Raw genomic sequence first — 19,620 nt, forward strand, 5'->3', positions numbered from 1 at the left:
CTTCGCTCCGCTCAGGATGACAATAAACTCATTGCAACGAATCTCTAACGCAGCGGCGACCAGCTCGCCGGCACCGCGAACTTGTTCTCCTGCTTGAGCAGGGTCACGCTCTCGTGCCGCGGCGGCGGCCAGACACCGGGCTTCATCGCCTGGGCGCGGCGCGTCTCGCGGTCGGCCATGTTCTTGTAGGCCCAGACATGGACCCACTGGTTCAGCGCGCCGATGTCCGTGAAACCCGCAAACACCAGCGGCGAGATCGCGGACCGTGCCTTGATCAGCGGCGTCCAGGCCTCGATCACCTTGGGGATGTTGCCCGGACCGTAGGTGTAGGTGCGGAACTCATAGATGCTGCCGTGCTCGCCCGGCTCGAAGTGCGGCGAGAACGGCGCGGGATGGAGGATCTTGCTTTCCATCTCCAGGATATGGTCTTGGATCTTGGGCGGCCACACGCCGGTCCGCACGGCCTCGGCGCGGGTATGGTCGCGCTCGTTCAGGTCCTTGTAGGGCCAGACATGGATGATCTGGTTCAGCGTGCCGACCTCGGTGTGCCAGAAGCCGCCGAAGCGCGACAGCTTGGTGCGCGCCGGCATGCCCGCGCCGAACGCCTCCGCCACCTTGGGGATGCTGCCCGGCTTCATGAGATAGGTCCGCATTTCAAAGATCATCAGTCTCTCCTTTTCAATCGGCGGCGGCGGCCCGCGCGGGCCGGAAAGCCGGGATCACTTCCTTGGCGAAGCGGTCGAGCTGTTCCAGCGTGTCGGCCAGATGCGTGCCGAGCGGCATGGTGCAGATGACCCGCTCGAGCCCGGGATAGCGCTCCTCGACCGTCTTCAGCGCTTCGATGATGTCGGCCGGCGTGCCGGCCAGGAAGCCGCCCGCCTTCACTGCATCCTCGATGCGCGGCAGTTTCGTGCTGGGCACCAGGCTCGGATCGCGCATCGCCGCGATCTGCTGGTCGGTGATGGCGCGCACCAGCCTGAGCTCGCCGAACATCTTCATGTTCTCTTCGTAGAACTTGCCTGCCTTGGCGATCGCCGCCTCGCGGCTTTCGGCAATGCAGAACTGGTAGCCGAGCGCCAGGCGCTCGCCCGGCTTGAGCTCGATGCCGCGGCGTTGATAGGCGGCGCGGAACTCGGCCATGTGCCGGTCGACGGCGCCGCCTTCGGCCGAGCCGCCGCCGATCACGCCCGAGATGCCGTACTTGGCCATGAAGTCGAAGGCGCGCTGCGAGCCGCTCTGGATGGGCTGCCAACATTCGACCGGCAGGCGCAGGGGCCGCGGCACCAGGGTGAGTTCCTTCAGCGTGTAGCCGCGATAGGGCACCTCGGGCGGCAAGGTGAAGTACTTGCCCTTGTGGCTGAAGCGCTCCTCGTTGAAGGACCGGAAGATGACGTCGACGCCTTCCTCGAACAGTTCGCGGTTGGCGTCCTGGTCGATCAGCGGCGAGCCGAAGGTCTCGACCTCGCGGGTGTGATAGCCGCGGCCGATGCCGAAGATGACGCGTCCGCCGGTCAGGATGTCGGCCATGGCATAGTCTTCCGCCAGCCGGAGCGGATGCCACATCGGCACGATATTGAAGCCGCAGCCGATCTTGAGGTTCTTGGTCACGCCGCAGAGGTGCGTCGCCATCATCAGCAGGTTGGGGATGCACTCCGTCCCCTCCGGCTGGAAATGGTGCTCGGCCATCCAGAAGGTGTCGTAGCCCAGCCGGTCCATCTGCTTGGCATAGGCCACCGTCTTGTGCATGACGTCGGCCAGTTCCTCGTTGGAATACCACCGGTCGTTGATCGGCTTGCCGAGATAGCCGGCATCTTCCAGGTCGACCGAGCCGACATACGAACTGTCGAATTTGGTGATCATGGCCTGTTCCTCCCGGGCCTTAATTTGTAGGCAGTTCCGCATTTTTTGCACGGGCTGCCAACAAAGATTCGTGCAAAGCTCCCCTTCCCCCGATGGAGGCGAACCATGGCAAAGGACGGCAAGCAGTACGACCGCAGCGCCGAGGACCTCGGCAACATCGTCGGTCTGGAGCACGTCAACCTGCAGGTCGAGGACCAGGGCCTGACCACGCTGTTCTACATCAGCGGCCTGGGGCTGACCCGCGATCCCTACCTGATGACCAGCATCGACAACATGTGGGTCAATGTCGGCCACAGCCAATTCCACCTGATCACCGCCAAGCCGCAGCATCTGCGCGGCCGCACCGGCCTGGTCATTCCCGACCGCGAGGCGCTGCTGGCCCGCCTGGAGAAGATGAAGAAGCCGCTCGAAGGCACACGCTTCGCCTTCAAGGAGCACGAAGACCATGTCGAGACGACATGCCCGTGGGGCAACAAGCTTCTGATCCACGAGGCCGGCAGCTTCGGCCGCATGCAGCTTGGCATGCCTTATGTCGAGTTCGACGTGCCGGTGGGCTCGGCCAAGGCCATCGCCGACTTCTATCGCAAGGTCTTCGAGACGCCGGCCAGCGTTGACGAGAGCGGCGACATGCCGGCGGCGCGCGTCTCGGTCGGCCCCTCGCAGGAGCTGGTGTTCCGCGAGACCAAGTCGAAGCTCGCGGCCTATGACGGCCATCACATCCAGGTCTATGTCGCCAACTTCTCGCGGCCGCACAAACGCCTGCTCGAGCGGAACCTGATCACTGAAGAGAGCAATCAGTATCAGTACCGCTTCGTCGACATCACCGACCTCGAGAGCGGCAAGCCGCTGTTCCAGATCGAGCACGAGGTGCGCTGCATGACCCATCCGCTCTATGCGCGGCCCTTGGTCAATCGCAACCCGGCCCAGACCAACCGCAATTACGTCCCGGGCCGCGACGCCTGGGTCGCCGAGCCGATGGAGCCCGAGATGGACGATCCGCGCACGGCTATGCGGGAACGGCGGTTCGAGGCGGTGACGCGGCGGAGACAGGCGGCGGAGTAGCGTGCCGTCTGTCGCAGATGAAGTAAGGGCTGTCCTTGAGCGCAAGGCCGCTGCGCTCAAGCAGCGCTCTGCACCGAAGCTCCAGGAGCTGCTCGAGGAGAACTTCGTCTATGTGACGGCGTCCGGCCGCCGGCTGCGTCGGGACGCCTACGTCGAGAACGGCACCGGCCCGCACGGGCTGCGCTTTCAAAGCCAGGAGATCGAGGGCCTCGATGTCGCGGATTTCGGCGACATGGCCATCGCGACGATGACCTTGCACGATCGGTTCGAGATCGAAGACCGCACCGTGGCCGAGACCTATCGGTCGTTTTGCGTGTTCCGCAGGCACGGCGCCGCGTGGCTGTGGGCGGGCGGACAGACGTGCGTGGCAGGCCGGGCGCCAAATCCTTCCTGACTGCGAGCCCCGGCCTATCTCGCGAGCAGTGGCACCATTGCAGCATACACCGAGGCGGCAAGGGAGCCGCTAATAACAGCCGCCTGGAACAAGGTGCCGATCAGGCTTGCCTTCACGCCCAGGCCCTCCGGTCCAGATAGCCGCCGTCGCTCAGCAGGTAGCGCAGGATCCTTTCCTCGAGCGCCGCCACTTCCGGTGAGCCGCGACGTCGCGGCCGCGGCAGGTCGACATTGAGCTCGAGCTTGATGATGCCGTCTTCGATCAGCACCACGCGGTCGCCCAGCACGATCGCTTCCGTGACGTCGTGGGTGACCAGCACGGCGGTGAAGCCCTGCTCGCGCCATACCTCCTCGACAAGGGCCTGCATCTCGATGCGGGTCAGCGCGTCGAGGGCGCCCAGCGGCTCGTCGAGGGCGAGGAGTTGCGGGCTGCTGGCGAGTGCGCGGGCGAGCGCCACGCGCTGGCGCTGGCCGCCCGACAGAACGGCGGGCCAATCGTTGGCCCGCGATTCGAGGCCGACGGCGGCGAGCTTAGCGAGCGCACGGCGTTCGGCGCCGGGTGCATTGCGCCGCGCGCCCAGCCCGACCTCGACATTGCCGATCACGCGCGACCACGGCAGCAGGCGCGGCTCCTGGAACATCATGCGGGCGACATGCTGGCCGTCGTCGGCGGGGCGGCCGTCCAGCAGCACGTCGCCCGATGTCGGCTGGTCGAGGCCGGCCAGGATGCGCAGCAACGTGCTCTTGCCGCAGCCGCTCTTGCCGATGACCGTCAGGAACTGGCCCGGCGGCACATGCAGGTCGAGGCCGTGCAGCACCGTGTGGGTACCAAAGGCCTTGGCCAGGTTCCTGATGGTCACGGCCACGCCGCCGGGCGGCTGGTCGACGATCTCGATCTCCTCCACCGGTTCCGGGGGGAGCGGCGGATAGAGGCCTTCGTCAAGGAGCGCGCGTACGATGATGTCGTCGACCATGTCACTGCTCCTTGCGGGCCTGGAAGGCGGGGTGCCACTTCAGTGTCGTGCGTTCGAGCAGGCGCGCGATGCTGTCGGCGAGCTTGCCGAGCAGGGCGTAGAGCAGGATCGACAGCACCACGACGTCGAGCTGCATGAACTCGCGGGCGTTCATCGCCATGTAGCCGATGCCCGCGTTGGCCGCGATCGTTTCGGCCACGATCAGGGTCAGCCACATGATGCCGAGCGCATAGCGCAAGCCGACGAAGATCGACGGCAGGGCGCCCGGCAGGATCACCCGCCGGAACAGCTCGACGCTCGACATGCCGTAGGAGCGACCCATCTCGACCAGCTGGGCGTCGGCCGTGCGAATGCCGTGATAGGTGTTGATGTAGATCGGAAAGAACACGCCCAGCGCCACCAGGAAGATGCGCGCGCTGTCCTCGATGCCGAACCACAGGATGACCAGCGGCACCATCGCCAGGTTGGGGATGTTGCGGATCATCTGGAAGGTCGTGTCGGTGAGCTTCTCGCCGATCTTCGACACGCCGTTCAGCAGGCCGAAGGCGAAGGCAAGGCTGCCGCCGATCAGGAAGCCGATGGCCGCCCGCTTGGCGCTGACGGCGATGTTCTGCCAGAGCTCGCCGCTGGCGCTCAGCCGCCACACGGCATTCAGCACCTCGCTTGGCGCCGGCAAGACGTTGGCCGGCAGGAGGCCGAGCTGCGAGGCGGCCTGCCAGATGAGCAGCAATGTTGCGGGAACGATCCAGCTCGCGGCATCGGATATGAGCAGCCGTCGTAGCGAGGCAATGAAGCGCTGTCGCGACAGGGAAGGCGCCGCCAGCAGGGCCGGCCGCTCGAGGGTGACCTGCGACTCGCTCATGCCCGCTGCTCCCACTTCCAGACGATGTCGCGCACGGCGATGCGGTTGGGGATCAGGCCGAGCTTGTGGAAACGGTCGGCGACGCGCTGCTGCTCCTCGATGACGCCTTCGTTCAGCGGCGCGACCCTGTAGTCGGTGCGCTGCACGGCCCGCCGCCATGCCGCGATATCGATGCCAGTCGCTTCGGCGAGGACCTGGGCAACGGCATCACGGTTCACTTCGGCCCATTGCGCGACCTTGGCCAGCTCCTCGTTCACCGCGGTGATGATCTCGGGGTTGGCCAGGGTGAAATCGCGATTGCCGAGGAAGTAGGCATTTTGTTTGGCAATGCCGCGCGCCGTCGCCAGGATCCGTACGCCGGGGCGGGTCTCCGCCACCGCGAAGTAGGGGTCCCAGATCGTCCAGGCATCGAGCGCGCCGCTGTCGAAGGCAGTGCGCGCGTCGGCCGGCGCCAGCTGCACCGGCGTAATGTCGCTCCAGGCGAGCCCGGCCTTCTCGAGGGCGGCGATGGTGAGGTTGTGCGAGCTCGAGGCGCGCGCGAAGCCGACGCGCTTGCCCTTGAGGTCGGCCAGTGTTTGCAGCGTCGATCCGGGCGGGACGAGGATCGCCGTGCCGGAGCCTGCCGCCTCGACCGCGGCGACGTAGAGCAGCTTGGCCCTGGCTGCCTGGGCGAAGATCGGTGGCGTATCGCCGACGGCGCCGTAGTCGACGCTGCCGACGTTCATCGCTTCGAGGAGAGGCGGCCCGAACGAGAATTCGACCCATTTCACGTCGACGCCCAACGGCTTCAGCCGCTTCTCGAGCACACCATGCTGCTTGGCGATCAGCAGCGTGCCGCTGCGCTGGTAGCCGAACCGCAGCTCACGCGCCTTCGATTGCGCTATCGCCGGCGCGGCAAGGACGGCGCCCGGCAGGGCGGCAATGAGATGACGTCGCTTGATCATGAGTTTCTCCGTTCGCCGCCGCTTGTTGGGCGAGGCGCTTGTTCCGAAATGAATTCACAGGGGCGGCCGTCGGGGCCGCAAAGGTGTCAGGCGATGGCGCGGGCGAAGCCCGGACACGAACAACAAGCGAGGACGCAGACGGTCATGGATCGTCTCCTGTGACGCTCCAACAATTGGCCGTACGCATCGTCGTGGTCAATGAAACGAGTCGGTCGATTTGTCGGCGCACGCGAGAATGAAATGCTGTGCTTCGATCGAACACCGACAATTGGTCCGTTTGACCGATGTTTGTTGCATCGAGCGGAGCCCGGCGCCGTGCGTCGAGACCCAGCCGACATTCATGGTCGGCGACATGGAAGCGCTCGCCGCCAGGTGATGGCCGTTTTTCCTGATCGGACGACGGAGCAGAAGACACTTTCCCAGTCTGATGCATCTTTGGTTTTCCCCATCATTTACCTCGATCCCCGGACATCCGATGTTGGAAACATGGCGAGCAACCTCACCACATCGTTTCGTTGCTGTTGCGGCTGAATCCGCTGCTTGGCGCGCGCCCTGCGCTGTTCTTCTTCCTTCGCAAAAATCACCACGCTCCTGTCCGATGGAGATCGATGAATGAGTGACGATCGGCAACCGGGTCTCTGTAGACCCTGATATCGGGGCGAACGCTGCCCAGCGTTCGCCGTCTCACGACAACAGGCCTTGTGCACCGTCGGCAAATGCGCGGCCGACGAACGGCGGTGCTTTGCCTTCTTCCATCCTTCGGTCGCGAGAGAACCAGGAACAGCCAATGACCCGTGTAGCCACTCTTCCCCGCAAGACCGATTTCTTCATTCCCGAGGCCGACATCGTCCGTCGCGCCGGCCGCCTGGGTGCGGAGATCAGGAACGTCCGGCTCTCCGGTGATCTGCCGCAAGCTGCCATTGAGGCGATCCACAAGCTGCTGCTCAGTCACAAGGTGATCTTCTTCCGCGGCCAGGATCACCTCGACGATGCCGAGCAGGAGCGTTTCGCCCGCCGACTCGGCGACCTCGTTCCCCATCCCACGATCGGCGCCTTGAACGGCACGGCATCGATCCTCGAGCTCGATGCCAGCCGCGGCGGCGGGCGTGCCGACCAGTGGCATACCGACGTCACCTTCGTCGACGCCCATCCCAAGTTCTCCCTGCTGCGCGCCGTGGTGGTTCCCGCGTTCGGCGGCGACACCGTCTTCGCCAATACGGTGTCGGCCTACGAGGAACTGCCACCGGCGCTGCGGCAGCTCGCCAACAGCCTGTGGGCTGTCCACAGCAACGCCTACGACTACGCCGTGCGCACACAGGCGACCGATGCCGACCGCAAGCACTTCGAAGAGGTCTTTACCGGCACGATCTATGAGACCGAGCACCCGGTCGTGCAGGTCCATCCCGAGACCGGCGAGCATGCGTTGCTGCTGGGCAACTTCGTGCAGCGCTTCGTCGGCCTCAGCAAGGGCGACAGCCAGAAGCTGTTCGATCTCTTCCAGTCACACATCACCTCGCCGGAGAACACCGTGCGCTGGAGCTGGCAGGCGGGCGACGTCGTGATCTGGGACAACCGCGCCACGCAGCATCGTGCCGTGAACGACTATGGCGACCAGAAGCGGGTGGTCCACCGCGCCACCGTCGATGGCGACGTGCCGCGCAGTGTCGACGGACGCCTCAGCATCCTGCGCCGCAAGGCCGCCAAGACCCAGGCCGCAAACGCATGACCGCGCGGCTCACTGTCGACGCCCTGGCGGCACGGGTCTGCCAGGCCGCCCGCGACGCCCGTAAGGAGCACGAGGCCTGGGTCCATATCGATCGCCTCCGCGACCACCTCGGCGTGGAAGAGCTGCGCACCGTCGACGCGGCCGTGGCTTTCGCCTCGGCCAAGGGCTGGCTGTCGATCGGCGGGAGGCCGGCGCACAGCGTCCTGATCAATCGAGGTGCACCGTGAAGTATCGGGAAATGAATCGTCAACCAACGGATGGAGTGTCAGATGCCACTTGATGTTGCCTTGCAAGCGAAGTCCCTCACCACGACCTTGCACTACCTGAAGCGCGGTGCCGAGAAGCCCGTGCGCTACGTCAGCGATCCGCCGGCGGGCGTTCCGCAATGGAACGGCATCGACGATCCACGCCAGATCCGGATCGAGGATGCGCGCGGCCGGGAGCAGGAATTCACGCTCGACCGCAACGGCTTTCAGCTCGTCAAGGCACCCTCGCAGGTCCGCGACTTCTACTCCGAAGAGGAGGTGAAGCGGACCTACTATCCCGAGGTCGAGGAGCTCCTGCGCGACAAGCTCGGCGCAAGCCGAGTCTTCATCTTCGACCACACCGTGCGCAACGCCGGCCGCAAGGACGCGCGCGAGCCGTCACGGCGCGTCCACAACGACCATACGATCAACTCCGCGCCGCGGCGCGTGCGTGACCATCTCGGCGCCGATGCCGAGGAACTGCTCAAGCAGCGCTTCGGCATCATCAACCTCTGGCGGCCGATCCGCGGCCCGGTGCTCGATTCGCCCTTGGCATTGTGCGACGCGCGGACCTTCAGCGACGACGACCTGATCGCGAGCGACCTCGTCTACCCGCAAGTCCGCGGCGAGACTTCGTCGGTCGCCTACAAGCCCGGCCATCGCTGGTACTATTTCTCCGAACAGCAGGCCGACGAGGCCCTGCTGATCCGCGTGCACGACAGCGCCGCCGACGGCCGTGCGCGGCTGTCGTTCCATACCTCCTTCGACAACCCGCTGGCACAAGGCGCGCCACCGCGTGAGAGCATCGAGGTGCGCAGCCTCGTGTTCTTTCCCCCGGGGAGCTAGCCCGTTGAGGCGAGGGTGGCCCTCACGGCGCGCGTGAAGGCCACCACTGGCCCGCTCCAGGGCACGATCCTGCACTCCTGAAGGAATAGCTGCGCTCCCTGCAAAGCAGCCGGTTCGGCCGCGTGTTCTGCTGGCCGAACAGATCGGACGCTGCACGCATGGCCGCAAACGCAAGACAGATCATCGTCATCGGCGCCGGAATCGGCGGTCTGGCGGCGGCCCTGGCGCTTCAGCGCCGCGGTTTCAGGGTCGCCGTCTACGAACGCGCGCCGGAGATTCGTGAGATCGGGGCGGGTGTGGTCATCGCGCCGAACGCGCGCCGCGCCCTGCGCGATCTCGGTGTCGACGCAGCCCTCGAGGCCGTGTCCTGCTCGGTGTCGGTCATCCATACCTGCGACTACAGGACGGGCGAGATCGTCCGGACGAACCGCAACGAGCAGATCATCGAACGGCAGGGCATGGGCGTCCTGCAGGTCCATCGTGCGGACCTGCATGCGCTGCTGATGGAGGCGGTGCGCGCCAACGATCCGGCGGCATTGTGGCCCGGCCACGAGTTCGTCGGCCTCGATCAGGACGCGGCGGGCGTGTCCGTCACCTTCGCCAACGGCGCCTGCTGTCGGGCGGACGTCGTGATCGGCGCGGACGGCAACACGTCGGCCGTGCGCTCCCTGCTGTTTCCCGGCGAGGCGCCGCGCTTCAACGGCCAGGTCGCGTTCCGCGCCCTCATCCCCGACGAGCTGGTGCCGGCCGTGTTCCAGCAGCGCCAGTTCGCGATGCATCCCGCCCCTCGGCGCTACCTGCTGCACTATCCCCTGCGGCGCGGGCGGATCATGAACCTCATCGGCTGCGGGCAGACGGCCTCCTGGCAGGAGGAGGGCTGGGCGATCCCGGCGACCAACGAAGAATTCGAGGAGCATTATTCGGACTTCGCGCCTGAGCTGCTGGCGTTGATCCGCAGCATCCCGCCGGGAGGACTGTTCAAGTGGGGACTGCGCGATCGCGAACCCTTGAAGACGTGGACGCTGGGCCGCGTCACCATGCTGGGCGACGCCGCCCATCCCATGACGCCGTTCCTGGGGCAGGGCGCGTGCATGGCGCTGGAGGACGCGCTGTTGCTGGGCCGCGCCTTCGCTGCCGCTTCGACGGTCGATGAGGCCTTGAGCCGCTACGAGACGGCGCGCAAGACGCGCGGCACCAACGTGCAACTCTGGTCGCGCGAGGAGGGAATGGCGCTGCAGGATCCGTCGCGTCCGCGCCGGACCGCGCTCGACCGCGGCCTGTACGACTACGATCCTCTCGGCGTGCCAGTCTGACGCCGGCTCAGGCCGCCATCTCCTCTACGGCCGGCACGCGCTCGACGCGATGGGCCTGCAGGATCGGCAGCACTTCGCGGGCAAAGCGGCGGATCTGCTCGATGAACATCTCGTGAGGCATGGCGCCGCGATTGAGGCTGATCTGCACCATGTTGGCGCCGGCTGCATCGGCCTGCGCGATGATGCGCCGGGCCACCTCGTCGGCCGTGCCCCACGGCCAGGCCTCGGCCAGCCGTTCGACGTCGGCCATGGTGGTGTTGCGGAAGTCCTCGCGCAGCAGGGCGGCGGCGCGCTGGTTCTCCGGCCGCACGTAGTCGGTCGACTGCGCCGTCGAGTAGCCGGCCTGGCGTTGAAGCGCCGTCTCGGTGAAGTTGCCATGGCTGAACAGCGTGCGGTTGAAGTAGAGGTGATACGGCCCCATCTCCTTCACCGCCTGCGCCTTGGAATCGGCGACGTAGGCGTGGACACCGAGCGACAGGTGGTTGGGCGTCAGCCGGTGGCCCGCGGCCGCGAGGCACTTGGCATAGTAGCGGATGATATCGTCGCGCAGGCCGCCGCCGCCCAGCCCCGGCGTGATCGGAATGTTGTGGCGGCCGGCGAACTCGATGGACTCCTTGCTGCCGACGATCGGGATCCAGATCTCCGGATGGGGCCGCTGCACGGGCCGCGGCCAGATCGCCACGTCCTTGTACGACCAGAACTTGCCCGAGTAGGAGAACACGTCCTCGGTCCAGGCGCGGGTGACGATGTCGTAGGCCTCCTCGAAACGGGCGCGGCTCTCGGCCAGCGGCACGTTGTGCACCTGGTATTCACGCGGGATCCCGCGGGCAAAGCCCGAGATCAGCCGCCCGTCAGACAGGCAGTCGATCATCGCGAGCTCTTCGGCGAGCCGTAGCGGCTCGTGCAGCGGCAGCAGGTTGCCGTAGATCAGAAGTTTCAGCCGCTTGGTACGCTGCGCGGCGGCCGAGGCCATCAGGTTGGGCGAGTTCATCAGGCCGTAGGGAGAGCAGTGATGCTCGTTGAAGCCGACGCCGTCATAGCCCAGCCTGTCCATCTCCTCCCATGCCGCGAGATGCTCGGCATAGGTGCGCACGGCGACGTCGGCCTTGAAGAACTCCCGGCTGAGCGGATAGGGCAGCTCCGGGCCGACTTTCACATGCTCGAGGTTCTCGCCGTAGGCGAGCAGGTCGAAGACAAAGACCTTCATGCAATTCTCCTCGACGGGTGGCGCGGTGTGATAGTGTCGACGCTCAGGAAACGAAAACGGTGCGCTTGGGAGGAACCATGACAGCATCGACGGATGCGAGCTTCGCCTTCGACCAGCCCCTGTTGTCGGGTGGCCGGCACTTTTCGACGGGCGACTATCATGTCGCCAGAAGGTTCGTCGAGCGCACCACGCGGGGCCTCTTCGATTTCTCGCTGCCCAGCGTCCGCGAGTTCCGACAATACGACGTGCGGTCGGCGCTGCTCGGGGAGACACTGTTCAGCTTGGTCAAGGTCGACAGCGTTTCCGGTTACGACATCGAGATGATGGACGACCCCGATCTCGTCCTCCTGCACATCCTCATGCGCGGCAATGCCCAGTTGCAGCAGGGCGCGGCGAAAGCCGACGTGGCGCCGGCACAGATGGCGGTGCTCGAGGGCATGGGGCGTTCGCACAAGCGCTGGTATGGAACGACGCAGCAGCTTCTCGTACGGCTGAGCCGCAGCCGCATGGAACGCATCGTCGCCAGCGAGACTGGGATCGGCATCGGCGATCCGCTGAATTTCGGCGGGATGCAGGTGCTCGACCTCGCGCGCGTGGCGACACTGTCGAACTACCTGGTCACGATCTGCCGCGATCTCAACGACCCGCAGCCCTGCTTCAACGGCCATCTCGGCCGGCTGGCCGAGCGTGCGCTGGTGCTGCTGCTGCTGAACGCCGTGCCCAACAACTACAAATGGGCCTTCGCCGAGGAATCGCCCTCGGCGGCCGCGCCTTATTACGTGCGGCGCGTCGAAAGCTACATCCGCGAGCACGCGCGCGAGCCCATCACCACCGACGACCTGGTAACGGTGGGCGGCGTCAGCGCCCGCTCGATCTACCATGGCTTCCGGCGTTTCCGCTCGACCACGCCGATGGGCTATCTCAAGGCCGTACGCCTCGACATGGCGCGCGCTGCCCTCGCTCTCGGGCGCCGGCAGGGCAGCACCAGCGTGACCGAGGCCGCGACCGCCGCAGGTTACAGCAACCTCAGCCAGTTCTCGCGCGACTACAAGATGCGCTTTCGCGAATCGCCGTCGCAGACGCTGGCCGAGGCTTGAGCGCTTCACAGGGGAATCGCCAGCAGGTTGGGGATGTTGAAAGTATCGCAGACGGCGATCTTCTCCTGGAACCTGAGCTCGCCCGCGCCATTGGCAATGACGTCGCGATATTGGCCGACGCTGAACAGCCGCGTCTGCCCCTCGAGATCGGTCTGGTAGACCGTGTAGCAGGCCGCCACCTCGAAGATGCCGTCGCGCGCCGACAGGATCTCGATGTTGGACACGACGTGCCGCGAGTAGTGGAGATTGTAGACGTTGGCCTCGCGCAGGCTCTTCACGCGGTCCATCATCATCGCCTGGCTGTCGCAGAAGAAGATGGGCAGCGCCGGCTGGCGATCCAGGTTCTCGCGCGGAATGACCTTGTAGACGCCGCGTTCGACGAACAGGTTGGGCCACTCCTCGAGCCTGTCCTCGTCCAGCAGGCGCGCGTAGCGGTACTCCAGCGCGCGGATGGCATCGTAGGCCTGGCTCGCCGTGCCGGTCATGCGAGGCCCATCAGGCCGGCGTAGTAGCGCCAGAACGCCCGGATCGTCGCCTCGCCCTGGCGGTCCTGGTCGAGATCGGCGTGCAGCCCGCCGAATTCCAGGAAGGAGTCCTCGCGGCCATCGCGCACGATGGCGCGCTGGATCAGCTCGATCGCCTCGCTGTCCTCCATCGAAATCAGGCCGGCCGGTCCGACGAGGTTGGCCTGCTTCAGCCGGCAGGCGGTCATCTGCTCGTCGTCGTCCTGGTAGCCGAAGTAGGTCCAGTACAGCTCGAACTCGTCCGCCGCCTTTGGCCGGATGTGGCGCGTCGCCAGCGTGTTCATGATCTGCTGGATGACCAGGCAGGGAAAGATGCTCGTGATCGACACCGTCACGCCGTCGTTGAAGTCGGGCCGGCCCTCCAGCAGCGAGGGGGCGGCCAGCGAATAATTGGTGACGAACTTGTCCTGCCCGATATTTCCCGATTGCGAGGCCTGCCGCCAATCGTCGCCGAAGGTCACGCCGGTGCTGTGCGCCCGCGCCCGGTCGCTGCCGCCCTTGCGCTTCTGGTTGGTGCGATAGAGGCCGAAGGTGGCGTGGAAGCCGTGCAGCAGGGCCGCGTGATAGGGATCGCGCGTGTTCTCCGAATAGAGCTTCCAGTTGCCGCGCACGCGCTGGCGCATGTGGCCCAGCACCTTGACCGGCCGCGAGAACAGCCGGTCGATGGCCGCGATCAGCGGCTCGTCGAGATAATCCTCGAGCGGTGCGGTGTCGGCGCTGAAGCTCGCAAAGATCACGCCCTTGTGCGACGCCACCTGCAGCCTGGCCAGGCCATGCGCCTTGGGATCGAAATCGGCGGCATAGCCGCCCATGCCGGGCACGCCGCGGCGGTAGGGCACGCCGACCAGCTCGCCGCGCGCGTTGTAGGCCCACTGGTGATAGACGCAGCGGTGCTGGCGGGCGTTGCCGCAGGCCTGGCGCTGCACCGTGGCGCCGCGATGGGCGCAGCGATTGACGAAGGCGTGCAGGCTGCCGTCCTCGGCGCGACTGACGATGATCGGCGTGTCGCCCACGAACGAGGTCTTGAAATCGCAGGGCTCCGGCAGCTCGGCCTCGAGCGCGACATAGTTCCAGACGGGCCCGCGGAAGATCGCCTCCTGCTCGCGGGCGAACACGTCGGCCCGCGTAAACAGCTCGAACGGCACGCGGCTGCCGTCGCGCGACGGCCCCGCGAAGGATGGAGAGGCGACTGCGGGGGCTTCATGCGACATCGACATCACCTGCGCTCGGTTGCCCACCGCATTGATCAACAATGCCGGCCCCGCTGCTTTGCCCGCAGTGCAGCGACTTGCTGCCTTGCGCAGAAAGTCGGGCCGGGATTGTTGCTTCCACAGGCAAGGCCCCGCGCTGGCAGCAAAGTTTGCCGATCGCGGCGATGGCAGCATGGTCGCTCGCCCCAGGACGGGGAAGGTGGGCACAGGGAAGCTGATGACAGCCATCCGCGTCGCAGGCCTGCGGAAGCTCTTCGGCGGCGCGCCCGCTGTCGATGATGTGAGCTTTGAGGTCGAGAGCGGGTCGATCCTGACCCTGCTTGGGCCGAGCGGCTGCGGCAAGACCACGACCTTGCGCATGATCGCGGGCCTCGAGCGGCCCGATGCCGGCGAGGTGCGCGTCGGCGACAGGGTCGTGACCTCGGCGGAGCAGGGCATCCACCTGCCGCCCGACAAGCGCCGCATGGGCATGGTGTTCCAGTCCTACGCCATCTGGCCGCACATGAACGTGTTCGAGAACATCGCCTTCCCGCTGCGCGGCAAACGCCGGCCGGAGGCGGAGATTCGCGACAAGGTCATGACCATGCTGCAGAGCCTGGGGCTGGAGGGCCTGCACGACCGGCCGGCGCCGCTTCTGTCGGGCGGCCAGCAACAGCGCGTCGCGCTCGGCCGGGCACTGATCGGCGATCCCGACGTGCTGCTGCTCGACGAGCCCTTCTCCAATCTCGACGCGCGGCGGCGCGACGAGATGCGCTTCGAGCTCAAGGAGGTCCAGGCGCGAGTCGGCGTCACGACGATCTTCATCACCCACGACCAGAGCGAGGCGATGGTCCTGTCCGACCGAGTGGTGGTGATGAATGCCGGCCGTATCGTGCAGGCAGGCACGCCCCGGACGATCTACCAGCAGCCGAGCACACGCTTCGTCATGGAGTTCCTGGGCCAGGTCGACCAGCTTGGCGCGCGCGTCACGATGGCCGCCGACGGCTCGCCGCGGGCGCGGCTCGACGGTGCTGGCGAGGTCGAGGTTGCGCTCGACGCTTCGCAACCCTGGCGGCCCGACGACGCCGTGGTCCTGATGTTGCGCTCGGCGTCCGTGCAAGTGCGCGCGCCCAATGGATCGGGCGGATGGCAGGGGCGTGTGCTGTCCCGGATCTACCTGGGCGAACGCACGGAGTATGTCGTGGGCGTTGGCGCGGCGCGAGTGCGCGCCTTCGGCCCGGCCAGCCAGCCGCTCGATGAAGGAGCGCTGGTGCAGCTCGATTTTCCCGCGGAGGCGATCCGCGCATGGCCGGCGGCAAGACCGGTCGGGAAATAACAGGAAGGAACGGCCATGAAACGAAGAGACGCGCTCCTGGGACTGACGTCGTTGGCCGCGGTGACGACGTCCGCGCGCGCCCAGGACAAGGAATCGTGGGACCAGGTGGTGGCGGCCGCTAAGAAGGAAGGCGTGCTCGTCTGGTCGTTCTTCGGGGCCCCGGGTGCGGCGACCGAGCGGCAGGCCAAGGAATTCGAGCAGCTCTACGGCATCAAGGTCGAGCTGGCGCCCGGCCGCACCGGCGACTTCGAGGCGCGCTGGAACGCCGAGCGCGCGGCCGGCAAGGCCAGCATCGATATTCGCTCCTCCGGCAGTCCGGAGAACCGGCGCCTGGCTGCCCGCGGCCTCGATCAACCCTTCGGCACGCTGCCGGCCGCCGTCGAGCCCGGCGTTCCCTGGATCCTCGATCCGCTGGTCGACGTGAAGGCCGGTAACGGCCATACGCTGATGACCAGCGCCGGCGGCTACTACATCCTGGTCAACAACAAGATCTGTCCGCCGGCGGGAGGCCCGCGCGGCTACAAGGACCTCGAGGATCCGAAGTACAAGGGCCTCATCGTGCTCTCCGAGCCGATCGGACCGTCGCCGGGATCGCGCTGGGCGGCCTACGCCTGGAAAGCCTATGGCGACGATCACCTGCGCAAGGTGATCGACAACGTGAAGGCGCTGACGCGGGCCGAGATCGAGGCGCCGAAGCAGATCGCCCGCGGCGAGTACGGCATCTTCATCCATCCGACACAGGTCGGCGCGGCGGACATCTGGAAGCTGCCCAAGCCGCACCCGTTCCGGCTCGTGGTTCCCGATGACGGCGTGATGCTGCTCTTCGGCGGCACGAGCCTGCTGAAGGACGCCCCGCACCCCAACGCCGCCCGAGTGTTCATGAACTACGCGCTCACCAAGTCGGCGCAACAGATCAATGCCGACGATCCGGGCGGGCCGTTCATCCGCCGCGACGTCACGCCCAAGGTCCCGGAGCTGGCGCACTTCGCGACGGCCAAGCCGTTCCCCAACAATCCCGACACCTACGAGTTCGGCTCGAAGTTGTTCTTCGAATGGTCGGCCAAGGCCGAGCCCTACCTGAGGGCGGCGGGGCTGAAGAAGTAGCGGATGGCGACGGCGGATAGCTCGATCGGCCAGCCGGCAGAGCAGGTCGCGGGTGGACGGCCGCGCCGCGGCCCGCGGCTGGAGACGCTGCTGCCGGCGGGCCTCACCGTGCTGGTCGCGCTGCTCGTCCTCTACCCGATGGGCATGGTCGTGTTCGGCACCTTCTGGAGTGCCGCGCCCGGCCAGCCCGGTGCGTTCACCCTGGAAAACTGGCGAAGCGTGCTCGGGGACCCGGTCACCTTCGAGGTGCTGCTGACCAGTCTCGCCATTGCGATCCCGCGCACCCTGCTGGCGCTGGTGCTGGCCACGGTCTTCGCCTGGTGCATCGCGCGCACCAACACGCCGGCCAAGCGCCTGCTCGAGGGCCTTCTCGTCTTCATGTTCTTCCTGCCCGAGCTGCCCTGGGTGCTGGCGTGGATGCTGCTGGGCGCGCCCAATGTTGGACTGCTCAATCAGTGGCTGGGCGCGCTGGTCCCCGGCGGCGAGGGCCTGATCGACGTCTATTCCTATGGCGGCCTGATCGTGCTGGGCGCGGCGCGCTCGGCGCCGGTGCTGTTCCTGTTCATCCATCCGGCCCTGCTGGCCATGGACGCCACGCTCGAGGAGGCGGCGCGCATGGCCGGCGCCAGCGCCTGGTGCACCGTGTGGCGCATCAACTTCCCGCTGCTGCTGCCGGCCCTGCTGGCGTCGGGCATCCTGTCGTTCGTGGTGGCGATGGAATCCTTCGAGATCCCGCAGCTGCTGGGCACACCCGCCAACATCTTCGTGTTCACGACCCGCATCTATGATCTCGCCTATGGCGGACATGTCGCCAACTTCGGCGCCGCCATGGTGCTGGCGCTGATCCTGCTGGTGCTGACCGGCAGCCTGATTGTGGTGCAGTGGCGGCTGCTGCGCGGCCGCGCCTACACCACCGTGTCGGGCCGCGGTTTCAAGGCCCAGCCGCTCGACCTGGGCGCCGGGCGCTGGGTCGCCTTTGCCGTCATCCTGGGCTTCTTCGTCGTCTTTGGCGCCCTGCCGATGGTCGTCCTGCTGCTGAACTCCTTCATGGAGCTGAGCGGCTTCATCTCCTGGGAGATGTTCACCACCCAGCACTGGGCCAATGCCCTGGGGCGCGAGGAGGTGCTGAAATCGATCCGCGACACGCTCATGGTCGGCATCGCCGCGGCGACCCTGGGCGTGGTCGTCTCGCTCTTCATCTCCTACGTCGTGACGCGCACTACCTGGGGCGGTCGCAAGGTGCTGGACATGATGGCCTGGGGGCCGTGGGCGATCCCGGGCCTGGTCATGAGTCTCGGCTTCCTGTGGGCCTTCGTCTGGCTACCGATCTACGGCACGCTCTGGGTCGTGGTCCTGGCATTGGTCGCGCGCGGCCTGCCGGTCGCCTCGCGTTTCTTCACCAGCACCATGGTGCAGCTGAGCGCCGAGCTCGAGGAATCGGCGCGCGTTCACGGCGGATCGTGGTTGCGGACGTTCCTGCGGATCTGGCTGCCTTTGCTGCGCCCGGCCGTCATCGGCGCGTGGATTCTTCTCTTCGTGATCGCCGTTCGCGTTCTCGACGTCGTCGTGCTGCTGGCGGGATCGGGCGTGCGCATGCTCTCGGTAGACATCTTCCTGTGGACCGTGACCGGCCGGCAGGAAGCGGGGTCGGTGCTTGCCTTGATCCAGACCGCCCTGGTCATCCTGGGCTACGTCGCCGTGCGCCTGATCGCGCGTCGGACCTTGCAGCAGCCCGCGTCCTGACTCTCCTGCCGTTCAGGCGAGAGCGGTTCGGACGGCACGGGTGAAGGCCACGACCTCGTTGCGCCTGTTGTGGTCGCCCGGCGGCGCATAGGCCGGCTCGGGAAAGGCACCCAGGGTCACCACGACAAGGTCTTCCTTGCGATAGATGTCGATGCGCTGGCCCGAATGGCCCAGCGCCGACATCACGCCGTCGCCCAGCCACCAGCTGTAGCCGTAGTGGGTGATGTCGACGACCGGCGACGCCGGCACCTTGAACGCCGGCGTCGCCGCCGCCTCGACCCAGCCCTCGGGCAGGACGCGCTTGCCGTCGATCACGCCGTCGTTCAGGACGAACAGGCCGAAGCGGCCGAAGTCGCGCAGCACCATGCCGGCGCGGCTGCCGCCGATCTCCTGTCCACCCTCGCTCTCGAGCGTATAGAAGCCGTCGCACTCCATGCCGGCCGGCTGCCAGACCTTTTCGGACATGTAGTCGGCGAGCGGCATGCCGACGGCCTTGGTGAGGGCCGCGCCTAAGAGATACGTGTCACCCGAATTGTAGCGGACCGTCGTGCCCGGCGGATGGGCACGCTCCAGCGACGCCATGAGCTTCAGCACGCCGCCCGGCACGCGATCGGCCAGCGACTTGCTGTAGCGGTTAACATGCGAGGTCCGGTCGGTGTAGTCCTCGACCCAGTGCGTGCCCGACGACATGGTCAGCACATGGCGCAGGCTCACGCCCTCGTAGGCCGAGCCCGCGAGCGCGGGCAGGTACTTCGTCAAAGGCTCGTCGATCGACTTGATGGCGCCGTCATGGACGGCGGCGCCCACCAGCATCGCCGTCATCGATTTCACCGTCGACATGGTCGACCAGCGGTCGTGCGCCTGCAGGCCAAGCCCGTAGCGCTCCACAACGACGTGGCCACGATGGATCACGAGCACGCCCGTCATGGCGTTGCGGTCCATGAAGCCGCCGACGTCGTACTCCCGGCCATCCACCGTGTAGCGCGGATCGATCTCCGGCCCGTACGACAGGGGACGCGGCGCAGGCCCGCGCCGGATCACACGATGGGCAAAGAGCTGGTCGACGATGCGGTAGGCGTAGGGCTGGATCCAGGGCGGCAGGAAGAGGAATTCTTCGCCACGCGGGAGATGTTGGCGTGGCGTGCAGAAGAGGGTGTCAGGAGCGTTCATGGCCGGTGATCTTATCCGAGACTT

General features: G+C 66.6%; 20 protein-coding genes. 10 read left to right on the forward strand and 10 right to left on the reverse strand.

Features of this window, described 5'->3' with window-relative positions:
• Nucleotides 1-44: 44 nt before the first annotated feature.
• Nucleotides 45-665, reverse strand: a complete 621-nt coding sequence (locus RSO01_RS08455) for an NIPSNAP family protein (protein WP_147148146.1) — start codon at nucleotides 663-665, stop codon at nucleotides 45-47.
• 13 nt (nucleotides 666-678) lie between these two features.
• A complete protein-coding gene (locus tag RSO01_RS08460) occupies nucleotides 679-1,860 on the reverse strand; it encodes an LLM class flavin-dependent oxidoreductase (RefSeq protein WP_170302930.1) in 1,182 nt (393 codons plus the stop codon).
• A 105-nt stretch (nucleotides 1,861-1,965) separates the two neighbouring features.
• Between RSO01_RS08460 and RSO01_RS08465 the strand changes: the two genes are divergently transcribed.
• Nucleotides 1,966-2,922, forward strand: a complete 957-nt coding sequence (locus tag RSO01_RS08465; protein WP_246158224.1) for a hypothetical protein — start codon at nucleotides 1,966-1,968, stop codon at nucleotides 2,920-2,922.
• Between the two features lies 1 nt (nucleotide 2,923).
• A complete protein-coding gene (locus RSO01_RS08470; RefSeq protein ID WP_147148150.1) occupies nucleotides 2,924-3,316 on the forward strand; it encodes a nuclear transport factor 2 family protein in 393 nt (130 codons plus the stop codon).
• Between the two features lie 112 nt (nucleotides 3,317-3,428).
• On the opposite strand, the gene RSO01_RS08475 is transcribed toward RSO01_RS08470, so the two are convergent.
• The 4 genes from RSO01_RS08475 to RSO01_RS08490 form a co-directional block, all read right to left on the reverse strand.
• The gene (locus tag RSO01_RS08475) at nucleotides 3,429-4,289 is read right to left on the reverse strand and encodes an ATP-binding cassette domain-containing protein (protein ID WP_147148153.1); all 861 of its coding nucleotides are present in this window, start codon (nucleotides 4,287-4,289) and stop codon (nucleotides 3,429-3,431) included.
• 1 nt (nucleotide 4,290) lies between these two features.
• Nucleotides 4,291-5,151, reverse strand: a complete 861-nt coding sequence (ssuC, locus tag RSO01_RS08480; RefSeq protein ID WP_147148155.1) for an aliphatic sulfonate ABC transporter permease SsuC — start codon at nucleotides 5,149-5,151, stop codon at nucleotides 4,291-4,293.
• Nucleotides 5,148-6,095 (reverse strand): sulfonate ABC transporter substrate-binding protein, encoded by a 948-nt coding sequence (locus RSO01_RS08485; RefSeq protein ID WP_147148157.1) that lies wholly within the window; start codon nucleotides 6,093-6,095, stop codon nucleotides 5,148-5,150. Before RSO01_RS08485 ends, ssuC begins: the two co-directional genes overlap by 4 nt.
• Before the next feature lie 195 nt (nucleotides 6,096-6,290).
• The gene (locus RSO01_RS08490) at nucleotides 6,291-6,725 is read right to left on the reverse strand and encodes a hypothetical protein (protein ID WP_147148159.1); all 435 of its coding nucleotides are present in this window, start codon (nucleotides 6,723-6,725) and stop codon (nucleotides 6,291-6,293) included.
• 157 nt (nucleotides 6,726-6,882) lie between these two features.
• Between RSO01_RS08490 and RSO01_RS08495 the strand changes: the two genes are divergently transcribed.
• The 4 genes from RSO01_RS08495 (at nucleotide 6,883) to RSO01_RS08510 (ending at nucleotide 10,225) form a co-directional block, all read left to right on the forward strand.
• Nucleotides 6,883-7,821, forward strand: coding sequence for a TauD/TfdA dioxygenase family protein (locus RSO01_RS08495; protein WP_147148162.1), 939 nt, complete (start codon nucleotides 6,883-6,885; stop codon nucleotides 7,819-7,821).
• Nucleotides 7,818-8,048, forward strand: a complete 231-nt coding sequence (locus RSO01_RS08500; RefSeq protein WP_147148164.1) for a hypothetical protein — start codon at nucleotides 7,818-7,820, stop codon at nucleotides 8,046-8,048. The genes RSO01_RS08495 and RSO01_RS08500 overlap by 4 nt, the downstream gene beginning before the upstream one ends.
• Nucleotides 8,049-8,090: 42 nt before the next feature.
• Entirely contained in the window at nucleotides 8,091-8,912 is an 822-nt protein-coding gene (locus RSO01_RS08505; protein WP_147148166.1) for a CmcJ/NvfI family oxidoreductase, read from the forward strand.
• A 158-nt stretch (nucleotides 8,913-9,070) separates the two neighbouring features.
• On the forward strand, nucleotides 9,071-10,225 hold the full coding sequence (locus tag RSO01_RS08510) for an FAD-dependent oxidoreductase (protein ID WP_147148168.1): 1,155 nt from the start codon (nucleotides 9,071-9,073) through the stop codon (nucleotides 10,223-10,225).
• A 7-nt stretch (nucleotides 10,226-10,232) separates the two neighbouring features.
• On the opposite strand, the gene RSO01_RS08515 is transcribed toward RSO01_RS08510, so the two are convergent.
• Nucleotides 10,233-11,432, reverse strand: a complete 1,200-nt coding sequence (locus tag RSO01_RS08515) for an LLM class flavin-dependent oxidoreductase (protein ID WP_170302931.1) — start codon at nucleotides 11,430-11,432, stop codon at nucleotides 10,233-10,235.
• Nucleotides 11,433-11,509: 77 nt separating this feature from the next.
• Here RSO01_RS08515 and RSO01_RS08520 point away from each other — a divergent pair, with 77 nt between their 5' ends.
• Nucleotides 11,510-12,529, forward strand: coding sequence for an AraC family transcriptional regulator (locus RSO01_RS08520; RefSeq protein WP_147148172.1), 1,020 nt, complete (start codon nucleotides 11,510-11,512; stop codon nucleotides 12,527-12,529).
• A gap of 5 nt (nucleotides 12,530-12,534) precedes the next feature.
• Here the strand turns inward: RSO01_RS08520 and RSO01_RS08525 are convergent, their stop codons facing one another.
• On the reverse strand, nucleotides 12,535-13,014 hold the full coding sequence (locus tag RSO01_RS08525; RefSeq protein WP_147148174.1) for an aromatic-ring-hydroxylating dioxygenase subunit beta: 480 nt from the start codon (nucleotides 13,012-13,014) through the stop codon (nucleotides 12,535-12,537).
• Nucleotides 13,011-14,264, reverse strand: coding sequence for a Rieske 2Fe-2S domain-containing protein (locus RSO01_RS08530; protein WP_147148176.1), 1,254 nt, complete (start codon nucleotides 14,262-14,264; stop codon nucleotides 13,011-13,013). Before RSO01_RS08530 ends, RSO01_RS08525 begins: the two co-directional genes overlap by 4 nt.
• Nucleotides 14,265-14,481: 217 nt before the next feature.
• Between RSO01_RS08530 and RSO01_RS08535 the strand changes: the two genes are divergently transcribed.
• Genes RSO01_RS08535 through RSO01_RS08545 form a run of 3 tightly spaced genes read left to right on the forward strand, consistent with a single transcriptional unit; the run spans nucleotide 14,482 to nucleotide 18,426 of the window.
• Entirely contained in the window at nucleotides 14,482-15,579 is a 1,098-nt protein-coding gene (locus tag RSO01_RS08535) for an ABC transporter ATP-binding protein (RefSeq protein ID WP_170302932.1), read from the forward strand.
• A gap of 15 nt (nucleotides 15,580-15,594) precedes the next feature.
• On the forward strand, nucleotides 15,595-16,683 hold the full coding sequence (locus RSO01_RS08540) for an extracellular solute-binding protein (RefSeq protein WP_147148178.1): 1,089 nt from the start codon (nucleotides 15,595-15,597) through the stop codon (nucleotides 16,681-16,683).
• A 3-nt stretch (nucleotides 16,684-16,686) separates the two neighbouring features.
• Nucleotides 16,687-18,426, forward strand: a complete 1,740-nt coding sequence (locus RSO01_RS08545) for an ABC transporter permease (RefSeq protein ID WP_147148180.1) — start codon at nucleotides 16,687-16,689, stop codon at nucleotides 18,424-18,426.
• A 12-nt stretch (nucleotides 18,427-18,438) separates the two neighbouring features.
• On the opposite strand, the gene RSO01_RS08550 is transcribed toward RSO01_RS08545, so the two are convergent.
• Nucleotides 18,439-19,596, reverse strand: coding sequence for a serine hydrolase domain-containing protein (locus tag RSO01_RS08550; RefSeq protein ID WP_147148182.1), 1,158 nt, complete (start codon nucleotides 19,594-19,596; stop codon nucleotides 18,439-18,441).
• Nucleotides 19,597-19,620: the final 24 nt, after the last annotated feature.

Source organism: Reyranella soli (assembly GCF_007992495.1).
Lineage (GTDB): Bacteria > Pseudomonadota > Alphaproteobacteria > Reyranellales > Reyranellaceae > Reyranella > Reyranella soli.